The organism is Longitalea arenae, assembly GCF_016924755.1.
Classification (GTDB): Bacteria; Bacteroidota; Bacteroidia; order Chitinophagales; family Chitinophagaceae; genus Niastella; species Niastella arenae.
This window is the reverse complement of record NZ_JAFFJX010000012.1, coordinates 33,690-54,772: the sequence shown is the minus strand read 5'-3', so window position 1 is coordinate 54,772 and position 21,083 is coordinate 33,690. Positions and strand designations below refer to the sequence as shown.

The window sequence follows — 21,083 nt, the reverse complement described above, 5'->3', positions numbered from 1 at the left end:
AAACGCGTTAACCCCATCCATTGGCAGCATTCAGCGCAAAAAAACCACATTCCCTTTAAATAATTTTTAATCAGAAAGCCTATATTCTAAAGGGATTATTTCTAGGGTTGGTTTATATTTGCCGCCTCACAAAGGGACTCAGAAAACATGTTTAATCTTATATTATTCGGACCTCCCGGCAGCGGAAAAGGAACTCAATCGGAAAAACTGATCGAAAAATTTGGTTGGATCCACCTGTCGACCGGCGATTTGTTGCGTAAGGAAATAGCCAATGCCAGCCAGCTTGGACTGGAAGCAAAGGCTTTTATTGACAAAGGCCAACTGGTGCCTGATGAAGTAGTGATAGGCATGATCGGTTCTGCGCTGGACGCAAACCCAAATGCCAAAGGCTTTCTGTTCGACGGCTTCCCGAGAACAGAAGCCCAGGCAGAAGCGCTGGATAATTTACTCGCCGGCAAAGGCAGTGAAATAAGCCTGGTGCTGGCGCTGGAAGTTAGTGAAGAAGAGCTGGTAGCCCGGCTGTTGAACAGAGGTTTAACTTCTTCCCGCAGCGACGACCGCGATGAGAATGTTATCCGCAAACGCCTGCAGGAGTACCATAACAAAACAGCTATCGTGGCTGATTACTATGCTAAATTCGGAAAAGTGGCCAAGATCAAGGGTGAAGGCAGCATCGACGACATCTTCCGGCTGCTGGTAGCTAAGATTGAAGCCAAACAACCGGCTTAAACAGTTCAAAGTTCACAGTTTATAGTTCTTCTTTAAACCAGGACTATAACTGCACCAATAAATTTGCAAGGCGGGCTTCCGTTTAGTCGAAGCACGCCTTGTTTATTTTAATCCCGCCAGCCGGTGAAGGTTGGCCCCGGAGGGGCGCCCGTTGGTTCACGGTTGATGTCCATTTCGTTATGCACATTTGATGATAGCGTAGCCGGGAAAATAAGCTTGTAGCCTGACAAGATCCGCCTTCTATCTCATTTCCCCCGGTATAACGGTAACCATTGTCTTATGCCCGCCGCGCAGCACCTGTACGATGATCCTTTGGCCAATCGTTCTTTCATTCAGCTGTTTATGCAGATCATCGATGGTAGCAATGGGATGTTCATTAAAGCCAACAATGATATCGCCCACATGCAGTTCACTGTTATACACCGGTATATCGGCTTCTATTTCTGAAATATAAACACCGGTATGACGCTGCAGCCGGTTGGCGGCCACCATCCGTTCGGTGAGGTTTACTAATTGTCCGGCCAAACCCAGATACGCGCGTTTAACCCTTCCCTGCATAATAAGTTTGCCGCTTACATAGGCCGCCAGGTTCGACGATACGGCGAAGCAGATGCCATGTGCCGTAGGTATCATGGCCGTGTTAACGCCAATGACCTGGCCCAGGGAGTTCACGAGCGGACCGCCAGAATTACCGGGATTCAGCGAAGCGTCTGTTTGAATGACATCATCGATAAGGCGGCCATCGGAAGCGCGGAGCGTTCGGCCCAGGGCGCTTACCACACCTGCAGTAACGGTATGTTGTAAACCGAGCGGGTTCCCAATGGCAATGGCTATCTGCCCAACGTGCAGCTGGTCGCTGTTCGCAAAAGACAATGCTTTCAAACTGTTCTCATATATTTTAAGAACGGCAATATCAGTGCTGCGGTCGCTGCCTTTTAATTCGGCGCTTACGGTTCGCCCATCGGCCAGGGACACTTTAATTGCACTGGCATTTTCAATAACGTGATGATTGGTAACGATAAAGCCATCAGAAGAAATGATAAAGCCGGAACCACTGCCCTGGGCTATGCGTTCCTGTCTGGTACGCCGGTCCGACACTTTTTTTGCCACCTCGATATGTACAACGGATTCGGCGACACTGCCTACAACGCCGGTGATGGTCTTTGAATAAGCATCCAACAGTGTTTGGTCGGTATGCTGTATGAATTGAACGGGAGTAGTTTGAATGGTTTCCATAGCCAGGCAGGTCGCAAATTATCTGCCGAAGCCGTTTTGTGCCACAATGGCGGAGCAACCGCCCTATTAAAGCCGGGGACAAGTTGGGATGAGCGCAGTTGAAATGGGGACAGGTTTCGATATTTTAATAATGTCCTTGCAAATGAAATTCCACCTGCAAAACTTTTTGAGCCTCCTTTTAATTCGACTTTTGGGTCGTATATTTTATTTTATGCCTTAGTTAAAAATTAATTGGGCCGGGAAAAAATTCTGCTACCCTTCAAATTATTTTCCGACCTGGTTTATAAATTTTTTGATAGTGAAATTTCACTTCAGGGGGCAGTTAAAAATTAAATGACCCGGAAAAAAAATAAAATGACAGCAAAGTCTCTAGTTAAGGCCAGATGATGAAAAAAATGGGGCTGAAAAAAGAAAAACAATAGCAGTTATTTATTTTAAGGTGCTTTCAGAAAATTAAATGGATCGAAAGAATATAACCAGGCCGCTAAAAATTAGATGGTCAGAAAAAACAAAAATGGTGCGGCCATTTTGTTTCGAGGCCCTGTTGTAAAATAGTTGATATTATAAATTTTTATTGGACTTCAGAAATTTTTTAGGCTGCGGCAGCACGCCCATTAACTACTTATTGGTTAACACCGAATCCGCCTGCTGCAAAGCAGAAAAGATATGTTCTTTCACCACCGCTACCTTTTCTTTTTCACCTTGCAGGTACTTAATACGCAATTCCTTATTATCTGAAGCAGAATCCAGCTTAAAGGATTCCATCCAGCTGTTCATTTCATCGTTCGCAGTGTTCAAGGCAGCATGCACATCGGTCAGGGCTTGCTTATAGGCTGCATTTACTTTGCTGGCCGGCAGTTTATTCAGGCTGTCGAGCCGGCGGGCAGTTTCATTGATATTCCTGCGCAGTTTACCCACTTTGGCCATGCCTGCATCGTGCCCCTCCATCACATCGTGAAACAATGAATCTTCACGCGTTTTTAATACAGGCGCATACCCGTTTTTGCGATCGGTTTCATTGGAGGAAGCTTCATCATTACAGGTGTTGGTGAGCAGCGCCATGCTTACAATGGCTATAATAAACCGCGACATAAATATGTTTGTTTTTGGCTATTTAAAAAATCCCGTCAAAGTTAACTTCTTTTATACGCTACGGTGTTTTAAATCCGTTTAATTATCGGGTTTACCTATTTTCGCACCATTAATCCTGCAGAACAATGGTACATTGTGTCCGGCTTACCTTTTTAGCATTTATTATGCTTGTAAAAACCGGTACTGCTCAAATGAAACCAGCGCCTCCCATATTCCGGCTCGGGGCTACGGTTTCCTTTGGATTATCAAATCTTACATCTAATCATGTTGGCATCGGCGGCCTTGTTGGCGCCGAAAAAATGATCTCAAAACACTTCGCTGTTGAAACGGAAGCCTCTTATAATTACTTTACAGGCGATAAAACGATATATGCTGATGCCAAAAATAAGTCCTACGCCATTCCACTGCTGGCCGGCATAAAAGCATACCCCACTTCCAACATCTATGCTGCTTTGCGAACGGGGGCAGTTTATTTCCTCCTTAACCATATGTCCTCGGCGCGGGTACGGTTAGGCTATGGCTTGGCCGGTGGCATCAACCTGCCTAAAAAAACCAACCGCCTGAACGTTCAGGTGGCCTATACCGGTTTACAGTATGACGGTATTAGCCGCGGATATGCTACATTAGCAGCAGCGATCATCATTAGATAAGGTGAACCGCTGCCATTGAAAAAATACAAAAACTACATTTTTACATGAAAAAACTGGGTAATTATGTTACCGGCCGCTGGATCACCGGCGACGGCGACGGTCAGGCATTGTACAATGCCGTGAACGGCGAAACGATTGGCTATGCATCTACCCGCGGACTCGATTTCAAGGCCATCCTCGACTATGGAAGAAAAACAGGTAACCCGGCCTTGCGCAAACTCAGCTTTCACGAACGCGGTAAAATGCTGAAGGCCCTGGCCTTACACCTGCGCAATCATCTTTCTACATTCTATGCAATAAGTTATAAGACCGGCGCCACCAAAGCCGACAGCTGGGTTGATATTGAAGGGGGCATTGGCAACCTCTTTTCCTATGCCTCGCTGCGCCGGAAATTTCCTAATGAAACCTATTGTATGGACGGCGAACCACATGCCCTGGGCAAAGGCGGCACTTTTATCGGCCAGCATATCCTGGTGCCTAAAGAAGGGGTAGCCATTCATATCAACGCTTTCAATTTTCCCGTTTGGGGCATGCTTGAAAAGATCGCCGTAAACCTGCTGGCAGGCGTACCGGCTATCGTAAAACCGGCTACCATCACTTCCTACCTTACCGAAGCGGTCGTGCAGGAAATTATAGCATCCGGCATTTTACCGGAAGGGGCGCTGCAGCTCCTCTGTGGTTCGGCCGGTGACCTGCTCGACCATGTTGGCGCGCAGGATGTAATCACCTTTACCGGTTCAGCGTCTACCGGTTTACAACTGAAATCGCACCCCCGCGTGCTGGCGGAAAATGTACCCTTTACCATGGAGGCCGACTCGCTGAACTGTATTGTGTTGGGTGAAGACGTTACCCCCTCTATGCCGGAATGGGAGATCTTCATTAAGGAAGTGCGCAGAGAAATGACCACAAAAGCCGGACAAAAATGTACAGCCATCCGGCGCATATTCGTTCCACAAAATAAAATGGAAGACGTATGGCTGGCCCTCGGAAAAGCGCTCAGCCAGACCACCATCGGCAATCCCGAAAATGAAAAGGTTCGCATGGGCTCCCTGGCGGGGCAAATCCAGCGGGATGAAGTAAAAGCCCAGGTACAAAAATTATTAGCTTCCTCGCAGATCGTGTATGGTTCGCTCGACAGCGTACAGGTGATCGATGCCGATGCCCAAAAAGGCGCCTTCATGAGCCCCCTGCTGTTGAAGAATGAAAATCCATTCGACGGCGAGGCGGTGCATACCATAGAAGCATTTGGCCCGGTAAGCACCATTATGCCTTACAATACGATCGATGAGTCCATTGCACTGGCCAAAAAAGGAAAAGGCTCACTCGTTTGCTCCATTGTTACCGCTGACTATGGCATTGCACGGGAATTTGTATTGGGTGCAGCGACGCATCATGGCAGGATCCTGGTGCTGAATGAAGAATGCGCAAAAGAAAACACCGGCCATGGTTCCCCGTTACCTATGCTGGTCCATGGCGGACCGGGCCGTGCTGGGGGTGGAGAAGAAATGGGCGGCGTGCGGGGCGTACATCATTATATGCAACGGGTGGCCCTGCAGGGATCGCCCACTGCCATGACAGCTATTACCAATGTATATCAAACCGGCGCTTTAACCCGCGAAGAAGATAAACATCCGTTCAGAAAATACTTTGAAGAGCTGCAGATCGGTGATACCATCATTACGCATAAACGAACCGTTACTGAAGCCGATATCGTGAACTTCGCCAATGTAAGCTGGGATCATTTCTATGCACACACTGATCATACTTCTTTACAGGGAACAATTTTTGAAAAACCGGTAGCCCATGGTTATTTTATATTAAGTGCTGCAGCCGGTTTGTTCGTGGATGCTAAAAAAGGACCGGTTATGCTGAACTACGGACTGGAAGAATGCCGCTTCATTAAACCGGTGTATGCCGGCGCAACCATCGGCGTACAACTCACCTGCAAAGAAAAGATCGAGCAGGAGAAGAAGGACGAGAACGATATTGCGAAAGGCATTGTAAAATGGCTGGTGCAGGTAACAGACGAAACCGGTGAGCAGGTTGCCGTTGCCACCATTCTCACCATGGTTGCCAAAAAAGATCAATAAACTCACTGATGACATCGAAGGGTGCGTTGATAACGGTTCGTTAAGGCCCTGAACACCTGCTGTTTTTTAGGCCGGTATTTGATAACTTTATAAAGGGATTACTGCTGATATCAGACACCTTTCTTTTCTTTCACTTTTACAAAAATAATGTTATGTCTTCAGGATATGTAAAATCGCATATTGATCATAACGGCATTAATACCATAGAATTCTTCCACCCACAAAGTAATTCCCTGCCGGGTAAGCTGTTGGAAGAACTGGCGCAAACCATTCACGGGGCCGGCAATGATGACGATACCAAAGTGATCGTGCTGCGCAGTGCCGGCGAAAAAGTGTTTTGTGCCGGGGCTTCATTCGATGAGCTGGTGGCCATAAAAAGCCAGGAAGAAGGCATCGAGTTCTTCAGTGGCTTTGCCCATGTGATCAATGCCATGCGCAAATGCCCCCAATTCATCATAGCCCGCATCCAGGGCAAATGTGTAGGTGGTGGCGTTGGTATTGCAGCCGCCGCCGATTATGCCATTGCCGCCGAAGGCGCCGATATCAAACTTAGTGAGCTGGCCGTTGGCATTGGACCATTTGTTGTTGGCCCTGCGGTAGAAAGGAAAGTGGGGCTGGCCGCTTTCAACAACCTGGCCATCGATGCCACCATGTGGCGCAATGCCGAATGGGCAAAAAGAAAAGGATTGTATTCTGAACTGCATGCTTCTGTTGAGGATATGGATGAATCGGTTGACCGTTTATCATATACCCTGGCGCACAGCAATCCGGAGGCAATGGAAGAAATGAAAAAAATGTTCTGGAAGGGCACTGAAAACTGGGATCAGCTCTTGCTGCAAAGAGCGGCCATCAGCGGCAGACTGGTATTGAGCGCTTTTACGCGAATGGCTATTGAGAAGTTTAAAGCGAAAACCAAATAAGAGGCTGTTACATGTTCCGGCTTCTGACAATGCCTGCATGACTGGCACATGCAACTTTTACTTCGCCGGAAAGACCTGCTAAAAAAAATGCCTTCTTTGCAGAAGGCATTCACTTAAAGATACGATATGTAAACGCTGCCTCTACCGGCAGCTGCAAAACATACTAAATATTCAAACCACCGCAGGTGCTGATCACCTGGCCGGTAATATAAGAGCTCATATCAGAAGCCAGGAACAAAGTGGTGTTGGCAATTTCTTCTGCACTGCCGAAGCGGCCTAAAGGAATTTTTTCGAGAAATGCCTTTGCACCCTCCCCGTCTTTCAGGTAATGGGTCATATCTGTTTCAACAAAACCAGGCGCAATGGCATTGCAACGTACATTGCGGCTGCCCAGTTCATGTGCTACGGATTTTGTAAATCCAATGATCCCGGCTTTACTGGCAGCATAACTGGCTTGCCCCGCATTACCCCGTACCCCTACAATCGAACTCATATTGATGATGCTGCCTTTTTTGGCCTTCATCATGGGACGGATGACCTGTTTGGTCATATTATAAACGCTTTTCAGGTTTATATCTATTACCTCATCCCATTGCTCAGGTGAAAGGCGCAGCAACAGATTATCTTTTGAAATACCTGCATTGTTTACGCAAACATCTACCGTACCGAATTCTTTCACTACATCATTTACGAATGCCTCGCATTCGGCAAAATTACCGGCATTGCTTTTATAGGCCTTGGATTTAACGCCCAGTGCTTTTATCCTTTGCTCCAGCTGAGCCGCCTTTTCGGCACTGCTGTCACTCACGTAGGTAAATGCCACATGAGCGCCGTGTTCAGCCAGTTTATAAGCGATAGCTTCACCAATGCCACGGGCTGCACCGGTTACAATAGCAATTTTTCCTTCTAATAATTTCATAGTATCGTATTTGGGTGAGCAAAAGTACAGAAATGAAGCCGGAAAACGGAGGGGAGGCATGGAGCCAGGAGTCAGAAGTGAGAAGATGGAGATCGCACCTCAAAAGCCGGAAGAAAGACGTACGAAGTACCATGCCCCAGGTAACCAATAATTTTAAGACCCGAATAGGAAATCTTCGCATCTCTGAGCTTGGGGGTTCAAACCTCCGACTTCAGACCTCAATCAATGGAAAGAAAGTATTTCTTCAATATATTTCCGGTCGTTGCTCAGGCGGGGTACCTTATGCTGGCCGCCCAGTTTACCTTTACTTTTTAGCCAGTTGGTGAATACCCCTTTCGACAGGGGCCTGATCAATGGTTTGCAAAGCGCAATATCTTTATGGCGTTTGGCTTCGTAATCGCTGTTCACACTTTTCAATGCGTTGTCAAGCTCATGCGCGAAATGGTTCAGATCGGCGGGCTCTTTTTCAAACTCTATCAACCATTCATGACCGCCATTGCCATTGTCGCTGAAGTACACCGGCGCAGCGGTATAATCATTCACAATGGCGCCTGTTCTTTCACTGGCTACTGCTATGGCTTTGTCGGTATTATCAACGATCACTTCTTCACCGAATGCATTGATAAAATGCTTTACGCGCCCGCTCACCTTGATCTTGAATGGATGTAATGACGTAAACTGAACGGTATCGCCCAATAAATACCGCCATAGGCCACCATTGGTGCTTATGATCATCGCGTAATTTTTGCCCAGCTCCACTTCTTGTAAACCGATGGTATGGGGATGCGGTTTTCCATACTCTTCCAATGGCATGAATTCCATAAAAATGCCATGATCAGTGAACAGCAGCATACCTTCTTCACCCGGAATGTCCTGTGCTGCAAAAAAACCTTCGCTGGCATTATACATTTCCAGGTAATGAATAGGCTTGCCGATTATTTTCTCGAACTGTTCTTTATAGGGAGTAAATGATACGCCGCCATGCATATATAATTCCAGGTGCGGCCATACTTCAGCCATGGTGCTTTTGCCGGTCAGCTCCAGGATCCGCCGGAAGAGCACCAAAGTCCAGGTGGGCACACCGGAAATAGAGGTGACATTCTCTTTAATCGTACTGTTGGCCAGTTTTTCAATTTTGCTTTCCCATTCATCCATCAGGGCAATGCTCAGATCGGGCACCCGCAGCCAATGCCCCCAAAAAGGGGAATTTTGTAACAATACAGCACTCAGGTCACCGTACTGCGCATCAGCATTCAGTGGATTGATGGTATGACTTCCGCCGATGACCAAGCCTTTGCCGGTTAAGAGGTCAGAATCGGGATTGAACTGGTAATATAATGTAAGCACGTCCTTGGCAGCCTTGTAATGGCAGTCTTCGAGGCTTTCATCGGTTACGGGAATGAACTTGCTTTTATCGCTCGTAGTGCCACTGCTTTTGGCAAACCAGTACACCGGTGTATTCCACAGCAGGTTCTGTTCTCCCTGCATAATGCGCTGAATATATGGCTGCAGGTCTTCATATTCATGAACAGGAACCGTTTGTTTAAAGGTCTTTACGTTGAACAGCGAGGAAAAATTATATTTTCTGCCAAACTCTGTGTATTGGGCAGAGGTGACCAGGTCCTGCAACACTTCCCGTTGGGCATCTGCAGGATTATTTTTCCATCCCTCGATGCGCCATAAGCGCATGCGGGCTAAAGATGATATGGCAGGCGACAGTAATTTCACAATAGGAGTTTCAACACCGGCAAAATAAAGAATTTGACGGAATAAACATCAGGCGGCATAAGGTCAGCGCGAATATCCCTCTAAAACTGGCCTTATACGTCCCAAAATGTTAATAACTAATTGACGTGCTATCTTTTATGCAATAAACGGACCAGCCCCGGCTATTTGTTGGGCGTAATGTCCATACCCCGCAGTGCTTCCTCGTGCAGGTAATCTTTGCGGCGTAATTCGAAATTGCGGCCGAGGTACAGGCGGCGTACCTGTTCATTTTCGGCCAGTTCTTCGGCCGTACCATGCTGGAAGATCTTTCCATCGATCAACAGGTAAGCGCGGTCACAAATAGAGAGCGTTTCATTTACGTTGTGGTCGGTGATCAAAATGCCGATGTTCTTATATTTTAGGCGGGCTACCACTGCCTGGATATCTTCTACGGCAATGGGATCAACCCCGGCAAATGGCTCGTCCAGTAATATGAATTTAGGATCCACAGCCAATGCCCTGGCTATTTCTGTTCTGCGGCGTTCGCCTCCGCTCAGGGAATCACCATTGTTCTTGCGCACATGGTGCAGTCGGAACTCATCGAGCAGGCTTTCCAGTTTCTGACGTTGCTGGGCTTTGGTAAGCTTTGTCATTTCAAGTACGGCCTTTATGTTATCTTCCACACTCAGCTTACGGAATACCGAAGCCTCCTGGGGCAGATAACCAATGCCCATCTGGGCCCGTTTGTACATAGGGAGTTTGGTGATCTCCTGCTGATCAAGGAATACTTTACCTTCATCTGGTTTAATTAAACCGACCACCATGTAGAACGTAGTGGTTTTTCCGGCTCCGTTCGGACCCAGCAACCCTACTATTTCACCTTGTTTAACGTTTACCGAAACATGATTTACCACGGTACGGTTACGGTAAATTTTTACAAGTTCCTGTGTATAAATCTCGCTGACCAATTGTATTTAAGGTTTCCGGCAAAAATACCAGAACTAATTTAAATAGAAGGGTTCCGGTACGGTAATTTAACAGCTATTTGCCATCCGGATTTCCTGCCTTATGTTTGCAGGCCGGATTTACGGCATAAACCTGCGCATTTTTACTAATGCGCTTATATTCAATGGTACAAATTGGGTTCATTTACATAAATAAATAGCATACATGCAAGGTGCACCGGTGTTCTGTTCAGAAACGGGCATAATGGTGAGGCCTTTGAAAAACTGTCTTAATTTACATGAAAGTCATTGACCACATCCGTCAGGCAAAAGATTCACTTATTTCTTTCGAAATATTGCCCCCGTTAAAAGGAAAGACCATCAACTCGATATACGAACATCTGGATCCTTTGATGGAATTCAAACCTTCTTTCATCAATGTTACCTATCACCGCAGTGAGCATGTTTTCAAGAAAAAGGCAGATGGCACTTTTGAGAAAGTAGAAGTGCGCAAACGCCCGGGTACCGTTGGCATTTGCGCTGCCCTGATGAACCATTACAGGGTAGACGCAGTTCCTCACCTGATCTGTGGTGGCTTTAACAAACGGGAAACAGAAGACGCCCTGATCGACCTGCATTTTATCGGCGTTGACAATGTACTGGTCTTACGGGGTGATGCCGCCAAGAATGAAACCGTATTTGAACCAGAACAAGGGGGTAACCAGTATGCACTGGACCTGCTGAAACAGGTTCAAAACCTGAATACCGGCATTTACCTCGAAGAAGATATCCGCGATGGCTTCCGCACCAATTTTTGCATTGGCGTAGCCGGTTATCCTGAGAAACATTTTGAAGCGCCCAACCTGCAAACCGATCTGGCCTTTTTAAAAGCCAAGGTTGCCGCCGGCGCCGATTATGTAGTAACGCAAATGTTCTTCGATAACCAGAAATATTTTGATTTCGTAAAACGTTGCCGTGAGAACGATATCAATATTCCCATCATTCCGGGATTGAAGCCTATTACCAGCAAAAAACAACTGTCTGTTATTCCGCGCACCTTCCATGTTGATATTCCCGATGACCTCAGCAATGAGATCATGAACTGTAAAACGGATGCAGATGTGGAAAAAGTAGGCACCGAGTGGTTGCTGCTGCAGTCGAAAGAATTGAAAAAGGCCGGCGTTCCCGTGCTGCATTATTATACATTGGGAAAACCGAAGGTGATCTACAACGTAGTAAAAGAGATCAGGTAACTCAAAAAGCTTTTTATAAGGAAGGGTTTAGCCAGGTATTACAATGCTTTGCTAAACCCTTCGTTATTTATACGATCATATAAACCCACTCAACATGACCAAAAAAGCAGGCTTACAAATACTCACCGCCAGCCTGTTTGTTATTGGAGCCGTTGTTGGGCTATACTTCCAGTTCAGCTACCACAAATTCTTAAATAACGACACCCTATCTTATATCAATATTGCTGAAAGATATGCGGAGGGCGATTGGCAACACGCCATTAATGGGTTTTGGTCGCCCATGTACTGCTGGATTTTATGCGTTTGTACACTGGCGGGACTGCCGTTATTACAAAGCTGTTATGTGATCAACTTCTTCGTTGCAGGGATTGGCCTGTATATTCTCTGCAAGCTGGCCAGCCGGTATATTACCCATCTTCTTTTTTATGGCATATTCAGCCTGTATGCCCTCCTGTTGATGCTATTCTATGCCATGTCGGCTTTAACGCCCGACCTCATGGCTGCCGTATTTTGTTGCTGGTTCCTCTTGCTGGTCACAGATGCGCAATTTGTATTTGACAAACGAATGCCGCTGCTGGCTGGCTTGGCAGCAGCTTGTGCTTATTTTTCAAAGTTATACAATTTTGTACCGGTCAACATATTCATGGGTATATCGGTATTGCTCACATTTATAAATAAAAGATCCGCCCCTGCTAAAGAACGTTGGCCTCTATTGAAAGCATACGCTGTATTTCTATTGCTTTCCTGTTCCTGGATAGCCGTGTTGAGTATTCATGAAGGCAAGCCGGTTGTTACCACGGCAGGCCGGTTCAACCATAATTTCATGAGCCCTGATTGGGGTAAATCATATCCCACTGACGTAAATTTATATGCGCCTCCTTATGAAAAAGCATATAGCGCCCACACAAACCCGGCACATTTGTTAGATGAATATGGCTGGTCGCCGCTTGCCGACGGGCGAAGCTTTTCGCACCAGGTAAACCTGATCAGAAAATCGCTGGTAACCCTCATCAATTATCTTGATTCAACCGGCGCCAAGTGGTTTGTGTTTGGCATTTCCCTCTTAGTGTTATATATAAACCGAAAGAAGCTCACCATTAAATATAATAAAAGCATCTACAAGATCGCCTTGTTCTTTATTTGTTATCCGTTGTTGTACCTGCCGCTCTTTGTTCTTGACCGGTATGTCCTGGTTTGCATTATTCTTTTTCACCTGTTCCTTTTTTTCATTGTACAGCTGGCATGGCAGTTCCTACATAAAAAGATCTTCATGCCTGTTATGGCAGTTTTGCTGGCGGTAAGTATCATACCATTTGCCATCATGGGCCAGCGTAAATTAGCCCGCAGTTCAGGCGAATACCAATATTATAAAAGCTTTTACCAGCATTTACCGCAACTGGCATTTCTGCGCCATCAGTCTATTGCTTCTGATGGCTATAGTACAGAATCAACACAACTTTGTTATTATTTGAAATGCAGGTATTACGGTAGCTGGACCGATAATCGCTATGAATCCCTTAAACAATTTCCGATCCGCTACCTGGTTTCGAAAAAAGACTATGCCGCTTTTCCTTTTCTTATTTTGAAAGAAAAACTTTTATTGCAAAATACCAGCCTCTATATCTACGAGATACGGTGAACAAGCAGGAGATCAATTGGAGGCAAAAGGAAACCGGGAGCCTTTGGTACGCATTGTTACCGAAGCTCCCGGTGTTTCTTATAATACATTATAATCTAAAGCCAACAGATATACTCAATACCCGGTGTTTATTATTATTGTCCGCTGAATTGTTTGAACCGGATTGCAGTTTTGCCAGGCCATACCCATAATTAACGGCCAGCATTGTACTCTTAAACTGAAATCCCGCTGTACCATTAAAGCCGTAATCAAATCTTCTCATGACGCCTAATCCGGTACCTTCTTCATTGTTAAAGGTAGAAGGGTCATCATTGCTGTATTCGATCTTTTCCTTGCCGCTGAACGCCACATTCAAATACTTGCCCTCGATTTTTCTTTTTCCGCCGACGCCCATTGCTATATAAGGACCAGCGCCAAAGAAGATATTTGATCCGTCGGATGGGAGGGGCAATTTAAAAACGAGATTTACAGGTACTTCAATGTACAAAGGGTTAACAGTAGCTTTATAATAGGTTACATCGTTCGGGCTGCCGCTTTGAATCCTGGATCCTTTGCCCGTAAACAAAATGCCCGGTTGAATGGCCAGTACCTTTGCAATGTTTATGTCGCCTGTAATACCAACGTGAAAAGAAGTCAACATGTTGGCATCATCTACTTCGCCTTCGCTATTATAAGATACATTCGCAAAATTTACACCGCCTTTTAACCAGGCAGCATCGGTCTGAGCAAAAGAGGCAGTGGAAATACAACTGATAATCAATAAATTAATCAATCGTTTTGAGATCATAGTGGATAGTTTTTACAGGGTTATTTTAGTAAAAGTCAAACTTTGACCAGCACAATTGCATTAGGTTTAAAACTTATTTGGTAAGTCCTGCAACTACCGCCTCATTTATTTTTACCGGATATTTTTTCTTTAATTCGGCGATCCATTTTTCTTCAAGTTCTACCTGGTAATCATTGATCACAAAACCACGGGCATCGGCAAACCCACGGGGTTCCCGATCCATATATACCTTAACGATATAAGCGAATGTTACGGAATTATCTGCTTCGTTTTTTACATTGGCTGTAACCAGGCCTTCGGTAAAATTTGTTCTTCCAACGACAGGGATCTGCGCTAATTCAAAGCGGCCCGAATCGCCCTGTAATTGCCCGCCACTGTTCTCGATCAATTTCTTCCAGTCTTTATAATTCTCTTTTATTTTAGTTCTGAACTCCTCCGATGCATTTTCATTGCCGGCTGTAAAAATGATGGCATCCGCGCTGGCATCCCACCAGTACTTGTCTTTATGCGCTGTATAATATTTCTTTAATCCTGCTGAATCTGTCGAAGCGGGATCCCAGATCTTGCGCTGCATGATCTCAAATAACAGGTTGCCTTCTTTGAACTCGTTGAGCTGGTAGGCAAATTCTTTATTGAATTCTTCGAGGTGTTGCCGGTAATAATCAAAGGCGCTTACTTCAATGAATTCTTCAAACAATTGCGCTTTGGTTTTACCATATTTCATGGTTTCATAATTGCGTATGCTTTCCAGGTTATCCTGAAAATCTTTTACGGTCACCGTTTTTTTAGTAAAGGTGAACAAAGGTGTTTTCGCATTCAGATCTGCAAAAACCGGAATGCGTTTATTTTCCAACACACTGTCGGCGAAGACAAACAGGTGATGCTCGTTGAATTTATTCTTTTTAAAGCCGGTGAGCTGCATCACTTTCTTCAACAACATTTTTTGCGCCACATGGAATCTGTCGCTTTGCAGTATGCGCTGTTTGTATTCTTCGCGGAGCTGCGCATTGGCCGTATCACCGCCTGCCGGCTTCCATTGCAAACGCTTAATAATATGGTAGCCATAACTGGTCAATAAGGGCTTACTGATCTCGCCATCTTTCTTCAGGGAAAAAACAGCATTTTCAAATGGAAGTTCGTACTGTCCCACCCCAAACTCCATCATTTCACCGTTGGTACGCCAGGAAACATTATCGTCACTGAATTTTGTAACAAGTACTTTAAAATCACTGCCATTGGTCAATACATTATAAATAGAATCGGCTCTTTTCCTGGTTGCTTCTTTCTGGGCGTCTGTATCTTCTGGTTTAAATGCCAGTAAGATCTGGGCTACTTTCATTCTGCCCAGTCCTTCCCGTTCTCCCAGGTTCCTGAAAATATGGAAACCTGCTTTGCTGCGAACAGGCGCCGAATATTTTCCGGGAGCGGTGGCGTAAACCGCATTTTCCAGTTCGTAGGGCAGTACCAGCGAGGTAATATAGCCGATATCACCTTTGTTTTGTGAAACGGAGGGATCTTCTGAATAGGCAAGTGCTACCTTGCCGAAATCCTGGCCTTTTTGCAACTGGTTCCAGGCTGCATTGATCTTCTCCTGTGCCTTCTTAATGTCAGCTTCTGTTGCCTCTTTAGGGGTAGCTACGAATATATGGGCAATATGAATGTCTTTCCTGCTGCGGATAATAGCTTGCGAGGTGAGCTCATTGATACTCGCCTCATCGCGCACATAACTATCCATGATCTGGTTGCGAAAGCTCTGCAGCTCGGCCTGCTGGTTGGCCAGGGTATCGAGCTTACTATCGAGCGCCGCCTGTACTTTCAATTTAAAGCGGATGAACAGTTCCAGGTAATCGCGGTACGATTTTTCGGTAGGTTTGCTTTCCGAATTGTTCTTATTGTAGGCCTTTAAAAACTCATTCCTGGTAACCGTTTTTCCGCCGTATGTGAAAAGCTGTTGGGCGTTTCCGGTGGCAGTCATGAAGATCAATAATGTAGCACCCGCCGCTTTACTGATAACAGTCATAATGCTAATTGGATTTTTTATTTTTAAGTTTAAGATCTATCACTTCATCTAATTGCAGGTAGGTAAGCTTTTTGGCTATGATGTGTTTATCCTTGTCGAGCAGATACAAAACGGGGGTTTGGTACACATCGTATAACTGGCGGTAATTGGGTTTACCGGCTGCTTCTTCTTCTTTTTGTTGTGCAGGCAATTGATATACGTGCGTCCATCCGGTAAGTTTATTATCGTTGATGAATTTTTTCCAAAGGTCAAGTCCGCCATCTACCATTACCCCATATACAGTAACTCCCTGGTTCTTCCATTTGGCTTTGTAAATAGAATCCACCTTAGGAACTGTTTCTTTACAATGGCTGCAGGTGGGGTCCCAGAAGCAGATCACCGTGAAATCGCTTTTGATATTGTATAGAGAATTCGGTTTGTTAAGTGTATCTACCAGCTCGAGGTTCGCTGCCGGCTGACCGATCAGGTTAGCCATTAAGCTATAGGCCCTTTTGTTCACATGTTCCCGATACTTCTCGGTAAAGAATTCAGCCTGGCCGGTATTGATATATTTTTCAAACAAATGCACAAATACGGCATCCTGGCCCATGTATTCCGGATTGATATATTTCTGAACAAAATGCACCAGCAGGTATTTGAACATTTCGGCATTACTTCTTGCGTACAACAACATATGGTCTACTTCCCGCTTTATTGAATCAGGATTGGGCACTACAAGTTCTTTATAATATTTTTCCAGCTTTGCTTCAAAGAAGGGGGTTCTTACCAGCCTGCCATCGCTGAAAGATACGCCATCCCAATAATGCGCTTTATAGTATTGGTAAGCATACATGGAGTCGTATTTTCCACCCGGATGTTTGGCCCCAGGTGGGATCACCGGTTCTTTCATCGCCTGGAAGAGGGCAGTTAAAAAAGAATTGGGATTTTTGGCGATCATGCTGTCGCGATATAACTGCATTCTGTCTGTAAGCTGTTTTAACCGGGTTCTCAACTTAGCGGAATCCTTTTCATTTTTTGCAGAGGCGAAACTGGCATTTATGTTGTTGATCTCGCTGCCTATCTGATTGGTGAACCGCGTATACAAATGGAAGAGGGAATTATCAGGGGAGCCGGTAAACACTACCTTGTTGGGCAGGCTTGCAGAATCGGCGCTGATCGAGAACTGCTGTTGTTTATCGATCAGTACTTCAAATAAGATCTCTTTTTTGGGCGAAACAATAAAGTAGATTCCCCCATCGAGCGGCTTTTTGCCGGTAAAAGCGCCTTTTCCGTTTGCATCCAGCAAGGCTGAATCGGCCAGGGCTTTCATTTTGCCATAATAATAACCCAGATAAATATAGGCGTTCTTATAGGGTTTTAAGGTAATAGGTATATTGTAACCACCTTGCGCCAGAGCTAACTTACAGCTTATCAATAGTATAGTAAGCGATAATAGTCTTTTCATAAGTATTGCAATAACAGAAAAATCCCTGAATTATTGAAAATAAAAAGAACTAAGTTGTTAATCACTTGCAAAAATTCACGGTCTCCGGCGTTTGACAGGGTGAAAACTTACAGTGAAGGGATGTAAGGTATTGATTACGATGATCTATTTTTGCACTAACTAATACTTACAGATGAAACTCAGCCATCTTGCAGAAACTTTGATTGGATCGGAAATTGTAAAACTGGGCGGCGAAATACGCGATAAGATCCGGGGAGGAGAAAAGATCTATAATTTTACTGTGGGTGATTTTGATCCTGCGATCTTTCCTATTCCTGCAGCGTTGGAAGAAGAAATTATCACAGCCTACCGCAATCATTTCACCAATTACCCTGCCGCAGAGGGAAATTTAGACCTGCGGGAAGCCATTGCTCATTTTTTAAAAGAACGCGAACAGCTAAATTATTCTGTTCCTGAAATACTGGTAGCTTCCGGGGGCCGGCCATTGATCTATTCTTTATACCGGGCAATATGTGACCAGGAAGATAAGGTGATCTATGCCGTTCCTTCCTGGAACAATAACCATTATACCCATTTTGTAGGCGCCGAGCACGTAGTGATAGAAGCCAGGGCAGAAAATAACTTTATGCCCATTGCCAAAGACATTCGCCCCCACTTGAAAGGCGCAAGCTTACTGGCCCTCTGTTCGCCGCAAAACCCTACCGGTACCACCTTCACCAAACACGACCTGGAAGCCATTTGTGATATGGTGCTCGAAGAGAACAGCCGCCGGGGCGAAGGGGAAAAGAAATTGTACGTCATGTATGATCAAATGTACTGGCAGCTCACCTTCGGCGATATTGAGCATTACAACCCTGTATCGTTACGCCCGGCCATGCACGCCTATACCATTTTCATCGATGCTATCAGCAAAGTGTTCGCCGCCACCGGCGTACGCGTGGGTTGGGCATTTGGTCCGCAGGTGATCCTCGATAAAATGAAAGCTATTTTAAGCCATGTGGGCGCCTGGGCGCCTATGGCCGAACAGAAAGCTGTTGCCCGTTTCCTGTACAATAAAGATGCAATTGACAGTTACCTGAAGCAATTCAAAGGGGATGTGGAAGTACGTTTGCGTGCAATTTATGCAGGTTTGCAGCAATTAAAGACCGAAGGTTTTTCAGTAGACGCTATTGCGCCACAGGCCGCCATTTACCTTACTATCAAGATAGACCTGGTTGGCAAAAAAACAGCCGATGGCAAAACGCTGACCCAACAAAGTGATGTTACCGCTTATTTGCTGAATGAAGCTAAACTGGCCGTGGTTCCATTTTATGCTTTTGGGGCCGATAAGTCTTCGCCCTGGTACCGCCTGAGTGTGGGCACCTGTAAAAAAGAAGAGATCGGCGAAATGATCAGTCAGCTTAGAAATGCTTTGAAGAAACTAAGTTAAAAAGGGATATTCAGCTGTGCCATCCGCCAGCCGGCAGATGACACAGCTATAAAAGAAAAGAGAGATAAAGGGCATCCTCTATCTCTCTTTTTTTATGTAGAAAATACCGGCTAATTCTTATTGCAGATAAATACAAAGGGTTTCAATGATTCTTTTTCAATGATCTTCTTCACCTGTGATCTTTTGGTGAGTATGCGATACTTTTGAATATCAAATACTTCATGGGCCATGCAAAAACTTTCGAGCGTTTCAAAGTTCACCAAAAGCGTGTTTAACTGTTGAAGCTCATATTGCATAGCTTCTTTATTTGTATAGGCATCCTTTACAAGGACAAGCAGATCACGATTTGAGTTTTTCATTGTCTGGTTCGGCTTTAATAACCTACAAATCCCTTGTTTAAACCACAGCCGCATTTTTTGGATGAACCGCCAATGCGATTACCTGAACTGCAACTGGCCATAACGAGGCTGATAATTAACAAAACGATCACAGAATAACTGACTTTCTTCATATACTTGGTTCTTACTAAATTAAACTATTTTACGAACAAATTAGTATTTCAAATTGCGGGAAAGCAACAATTTTAACACCGGTTCGGAAAAACCCATCGTATTACTGTCGCCGTTGGATTGGGGGCTGGGGCATACCACCCGTTGTATACCCATCATCCACGAATTGCTACATCAGGGTTGCCACATTATTATAGCCTGTAATTCAACGCAAAAAGCTTTACTGATCCAGGAGTTCCCCCAGCTTCAATACGAGCATTTATCAGGATATGATCTTACCTACAGCAAAACGAGGTGGGGCACCATCGTTCGCATTTTAATCCAGACACCAAAAATATTGACCAAAATCAATACCGAAAATAGCTGGTTGAATAATTTCCTGAAATCGCAAGCGGTGGATCTTATCATTTCAGACAACCGGTTCGGTTTTTACGCGCCTCGCATTCCGTCGGTGTTCATTACGCATCAGTTGTACATTAAAACAGGGCTGGGCCGGTTCGCCAACCGGCTGGTGCAATGGTTAAATTTTCGGCGCATTGAACGTTTCTCCACCTGCTGGGTGCCCGATTACCAGGGAAAAGATTCACTGGCAGGCCTTTTATCAAACCCGCGCCAATTACCGGCAATACCGGTGCGGTATTTAGGGGGCCTTAGCCGGTTTACCGGTTGTGAAAGCCTTAACCCGTCAATTGATCTCCTTATCATTCTTTCGGGACCTGAGCCCCAGCGCAGCCTGTTTGAGGACCTGATATTAAAGCAACTGGAAGATCAGCCTGTAAAATGGGTATTGGTCCGGGGATTGCCGCAGGCAGCCGATCCTATTGCGCATGCAGAAAATGGTACTATTTACAATCATGCCCCGGCCAGCCTGCTGAACAGCCTGATCTGTGCAGCTGAGTGGGTGATCAGCCGTTCAGGATATACAACCGTTATGGACCTGCTGAAACTTGGTAAGAAAAGTATTTTGGTGCCTACGCCGGGTCAGGCAGAACAGGAATACCTGGCGGCTCATCTTTATGAACAACGATTGGCGTATTCAGTATCACAATCACGGTTGTCGTTAGCGGAAGCCCAGGCTGCAGCCAGGCAGTTTCCATTCCGGCTTCATGCATTTAATATGCAGGCATACAAGGAAGTAATCGGGGAGATGATCCGGAAGATCAGAAAAAGCTGACCCGGTCTTATTTCGCTTTCGGGTAATCAAAAAACCAGTATTGCTTTTCGGCATCCCTGAAGGCTGACCAGTGATCAATATCGGCTTTCACGGCAAAAACGGCGCAGGTAGGCATGTCATCTATCCGCACATCGGTTAACTCATTCGCAAACTCTGTTATACCGGGATTGTGGGCAAAGAGGGCGATGGTATTTGCTTTTTCAGGGGCCTGCGCAATGGCTGTGTAAAATGCATCGGGGCCGGCGAGGTATAATTCAGGAACCAGTATAATGTCTTCTTTATGACCACCGAATTCTTTAATGAAGAGCGCGGCTGTCTTGCGGGCTCTTTTGGCAGAACTTGAAATGAATGCATCGATCTTAATGTTCCGTTCCAGCAACCGGTTAGCCATCTTGGGTGCATCTTCTTTACCGCGTTCGTTTAAGGGACGATCAAAATCGCTTAGATCGGAATGATCCCAACTACTTTTCGCGTGACGTATGATTATAACTGATTTCATCCGGCGTTGTATAAAAAATAATAGGGGGAATAAATCCCCCTA

At 45.4% G+C, this 21,083-nt stretch carries 18 protein-coding genes; 8 read left to right on the top strand and 10 right to left on the bottom strand.

The features are described 5' to 3' along the window. Window positions 1-147: 147 nt before the first annotated feature. Complete coding sequence (locus tag JT717_RS20765) at window positions 148-729, top strand: adenylate kinase (protein WP_205512960.1); 582 nt, start codon at window positions 148-150, stop codon at window positions 727-729. A gap of 240 nt (window positions 730-969) precedes the next feature. Here JT717_RS20765 and JT717_RS20760 read toward each other — a convergent pair whose 3' ends face one another. Next, window positions 970-1,965 carry a S1C family serine protease gene (locus JT717_RS20760; protein ID WP_205512959.1) on the bottom strand — a complete coding sequence of 332 codons (996 nt, stop codon included), beginning with the start codon at window positions 1,963-1,965 and terminating at the stop codon, window positions 970-972. 618 nt (window positions 1,966-2,583) lie between these two features. Continuing rightward, a complete protein-coding gene (locus tag JT717_RS20755; protein WP_205512958.1) occupies window positions 2,584-3,057 on the bottom strand; it encodes a viral A-type inclusion protein in 474 nt (157 codons plus the stop codon). A 191-nt stretch (window positions 3,058-3,248) separates the two neighbouring features. Here JT717_RS20755 and JT717_RS20750 point away from each other — a divergent pair, with 191 nt between their 5' ends. The 3 genes from JT717_RS20750 (at window position 3,249) to JT717_RS20740 (ending at window position 6,717) form a co-directional block, all read left to right on the top strand. Continuing rightward, window positions 3,249-3,707: a hypothetical protein gene (locus JT717_RS20750; RefSeq protein ID WP_205512957.1), complete on the top strand. Its 459-nt coding sequence runs from the start codon at window positions 3,249-3,251 to the stop codon at window positions 3,705-3,707. Between the two features lie 44 nt (window positions 3,708-3,751). Beyond that, window positions 3,752-5,797: a phenylacetic acid degradation bifunctional protein PaaZ gene (gene paaZ, locus JT717_RS20745; RefSeq protein WP_205512956.1), complete on the top strand. Its 2,046-nt coding sequence runs from the start codon at window positions 3,752-3,754 to the stop codon at window positions 5,795-5,797. A gap of 152 nt (window positions 5,798-5,949) precedes the next feature. After that, window positions 5,950-6,717 carry an enoyl-CoA hydratase/isomerase family protein gene (locus JT717_RS20740; protein WP_205512955.1) on the top strand — a complete coding sequence of 256 codons (768 nt, stop codon included), beginning with the start codon at window positions 5,950-5,952 and terminating at the stop codon, window positions 6,715-6,717. 163 nt (window positions 6,718-6,880) lie between these two features. On the opposite strand, the gene fabG is transcribed toward JT717_RS20740, so the two are convergent. The 3 genes from fabG to lptB all read right to left on the bottom strand — a co-directional run bounded on the left by fabG (window position 6,881) and on the right by lptB (window position 10,311). Then, the gene (fabG, locus tag JT717_RS20735; protein ID WP_205512954.1) at window positions 6,881-7,636 is read right to left on the bottom strand and encodes a 3-oxoacyl-[acyl-carrier-protein] reductase; all 756 of its coding nucleotides are present in this window, start codon (window positions 7,634-7,636) and stop codon (window positions 6,881-6,883) included. A 222-nt stretch (window positions 7,637-7,858) separates the two neighbouring features. Next, entirely contained in the window at window positions 7,859-9,364 is a 1,506-nt protein-coding gene (locus JT717_RS20730; protein ID WP_205512953.1) for a GH3 auxin-responsive promoter family protein, read from the bottom strand. 161 nt (window positions 9,365-9,525) lie between these two features. Further along, window positions 9,526-10,311, bottom strand: a complete 786-nt coding sequence (lptB, locus tag JT717_RS20725; RefSeq protein ID WP_205512952.1) for an LPS export ABC transporter ATP-binding protein — start codon at window positions 10,309-10,311, stop codon at window positions 9,526-9,528. A gap of 275 nt (window positions 10,312-10,586) precedes the next feature. Between lptB and metF the strand changes: the two genes are divergently transcribed. Next, window positions 10,587-11,540: a methylenetetrahydrofolate reductase [NAD(P)H] gene (gene metF / locus JT717_RS20720; protein WP_205512951.1), complete on the top strand. Its 954-nt coding sequence runs from the start codon at window positions 10,587-10,589 to the stop codon at window positions 11,538-11,540. Between the two features lie 94 nt (window positions 11,541-11,634). Further along, entirely contained in the window at window positions 11,635-13,179 is a 1,545-nt protein-coding gene (locus JT717_RS20715) for a hypothetical protein (RefSeq protein WP_205512950.1), read from the top strand. Window positions 13,180-13,267: 88 nt separating this feature from the next. On the opposite strand, the gene JT717_RS20710 is transcribed toward JT717_RS20715, so the two are convergent. The 3 genes from JT717_RS20710 to JT717_RS20700 form a co-directional block, all read right to left on the bottom strand. Then, window positions 13,268-13,966, bottom strand: a complete 699-nt coding sequence (locus JT717_RS20710) for an outer membrane beta-barrel protein (protein WP_205512949.1) — start codon at window positions 13,964-13,966, stop codon at window positions 13,268-13,270. 73 nt (window positions 13,967-14,039) lie between these two features. Further along, entirely contained in the window at window positions 14,040-15,986 is a 1,947-nt protein-coding gene (locus JT717_RS20705) for a peptidylprolyl isomerase (RefSeq protein ID WP_205512948.1), read from the bottom strand. Window positions 15,987-15,990: 4 nt separating this feature from the next. After that, a complete protein-coding gene (locus JT717_RS20700; RefSeq protein ID WP_205512947.1) occupies window positions 15,991-17,430 on the bottom strand; it encodes a DUF5106 domain-containing protein in 1,440 nt (479 codons plus the stop codon). A gap of 172 nt (window positions 17,431-17,602) precedes the next feature. On the opposite strand from JT717_RS20700, the gene JT717_RS20695 reads away from it, so the two are divergent. Next, window positions 17,603-18,859, top strand: a complete 1,257-nt coding sequence (locus JT717_RS20695; protein ID WP_205512946.1) for a pyridoxal phosphate-dependent aminotransferase — start codon at window positions 17,603-17,605, stop codon at window positions 18,857-18,859. A 110-nt stretch (window positions 18,860-18,969) separates the two neighbouring features. Here the strand turns inward: JT717_RS20695 and JT717_RS20690 are convergent, their stop codons facing one another. Then, complete coding sequence (locus JT717_RS20690; protein ID WP_205512945.1) at window positions 18,970-19,218, bottom strand: hypothetical protein; 249 nt, start codon at window positions 19,216-19,218, stop codon at window positions 18,970-18,972. A 205-nt stretch (window positions 19,219-19,423) separates the two neighbouring features. Here JT717_RS20690 and JT717_RS20685 point away from each other — a divergent pair, with 205 nt between their 5' ends. Then, window positions 19,424-20,542, top strand: a complete 1,119-nt coding sequence (locus tag JT717_RS20685) for a glycosyltransferase (RefSeq protein ID WP_205512944.1) — start codon at window positions 19,424-19,426, stop codon at window positions 20,540-20,542. A 7-nt stretch (window positions 20,543-20,549) separates the two neighbouring features. On the opposite strand, the gene JT717_RS20680 is transcribed toward JT717_RS20685, so the two are convergent. Further along, window positions 20,550-21,041: a SixA phosphatase family protein gene (locus tag JT717_RS20680; protein ID WP_205512943.1), complete on the bottom strand. Its 492-nt coding sequence runs from the start codon at window positions 21,039-21,041 to the stop codon at window positions 20,550-20,552. Window positions 21,042-21,083: the final 42 nt, after the last annotated feature.

Coding starts and splice junctions, on each gene's coding strand:
- JT717_RS20765 (WP_205512960.1), top strand. CDS start 148: ATGTTTAATCTTATATTATTCGGACCTCCCGGCAGCGGAAAAGGAACT.
- JT717_RS20760 (WP_205512959.1), bottom strand. CDS start 1,965: ATGGAAACCATTCAAACTACTCCCGTTCAATTCATACAGCATACCGAC.
- JT717_RS20755 (WP_205512958.1), bottom strand. CDS start 3,057: ATGTCGCGGTTTATTATAGCCATTGTAAGCATGGCGCTGCTCACCAAC.
- JT717_RS20750 (WP_205512957.1), top strand. CDS start 3,249: ATGAAACCAGCGCCTCCCATATTCCGGCTCGGGGCTACGGTTTCCTTT.
- paaZ (WP_205512956.1), top strand. CDS start 3,752: ATGAAAAAACTGGGTAATTATGTTACCGGCCGCTGGATCACCGGCGAC.
- JT717_RS20740 (WP_205512955.1), top strand. CDS start 5,950: ATGTCTTCAGGATATGTAAAATCGCATATTGATCATAACGGCATTAAT.
- fabG (WP_205512954.1), bottom strand. CDS start 7,636: ATGAAATTATTAGAAGGAAAAATTGCTATTGTAACCGGTGCAGCCCGT.
- metF (WP_205512951.1), top strand. CDS start 10,587: ATGAAAGTCATTGACCACATCCGTCAGGCAAAAGATTCACTTATTTCT.
- JT717_RS20715 (WP_205512950.1), top strand. CDS start 11,635: ATGACCAAAAAAGCAGGCTTACAAATACTCACCGCCAGCCTGTTTGTT.
- JT717_RS20710 (WP_205512949.1), bottom strand. CDS start 13,966: ATGATCTCAAAACGATTGATTAATTTATTGATTATCAGTTGTATTTCC.
- JT717_RS20705 (WP_205512948.1), bottom strand. CDS start 15,986: ATGACTGTTATCAGTAAAGCGGCGGGTGCTACATTATTGATCTTCATG.
- JT717_RS20700 (WP_205512947.1), bottom strand. CDS start 17,430: ATGAAAAGACTATTATCGCTTACTATACTATTGATAAGCTGTAAGTTA.
- JT717_RS20695 (WP_205512946.1), top strand. CDS start 17,603: ATGAAACTCAGCCATCTTGCAGAAACTTTGATTGGATCGGAAATTGTA.
- JT717_RS20690 (WP_205512945.1), bottom strand. CDS start 19,218: ATGAAAAACTCAAATCGTGATCTGCTTGTCCTTGTAAAGGATGCCTAT.
- JT717_RS20680 (WP_205512943.1), bottom strand. CDS start 21,041: ATGAAATCAGTTATAATCATACGTCACGCGAAAAGTAGTTGGGATCAT.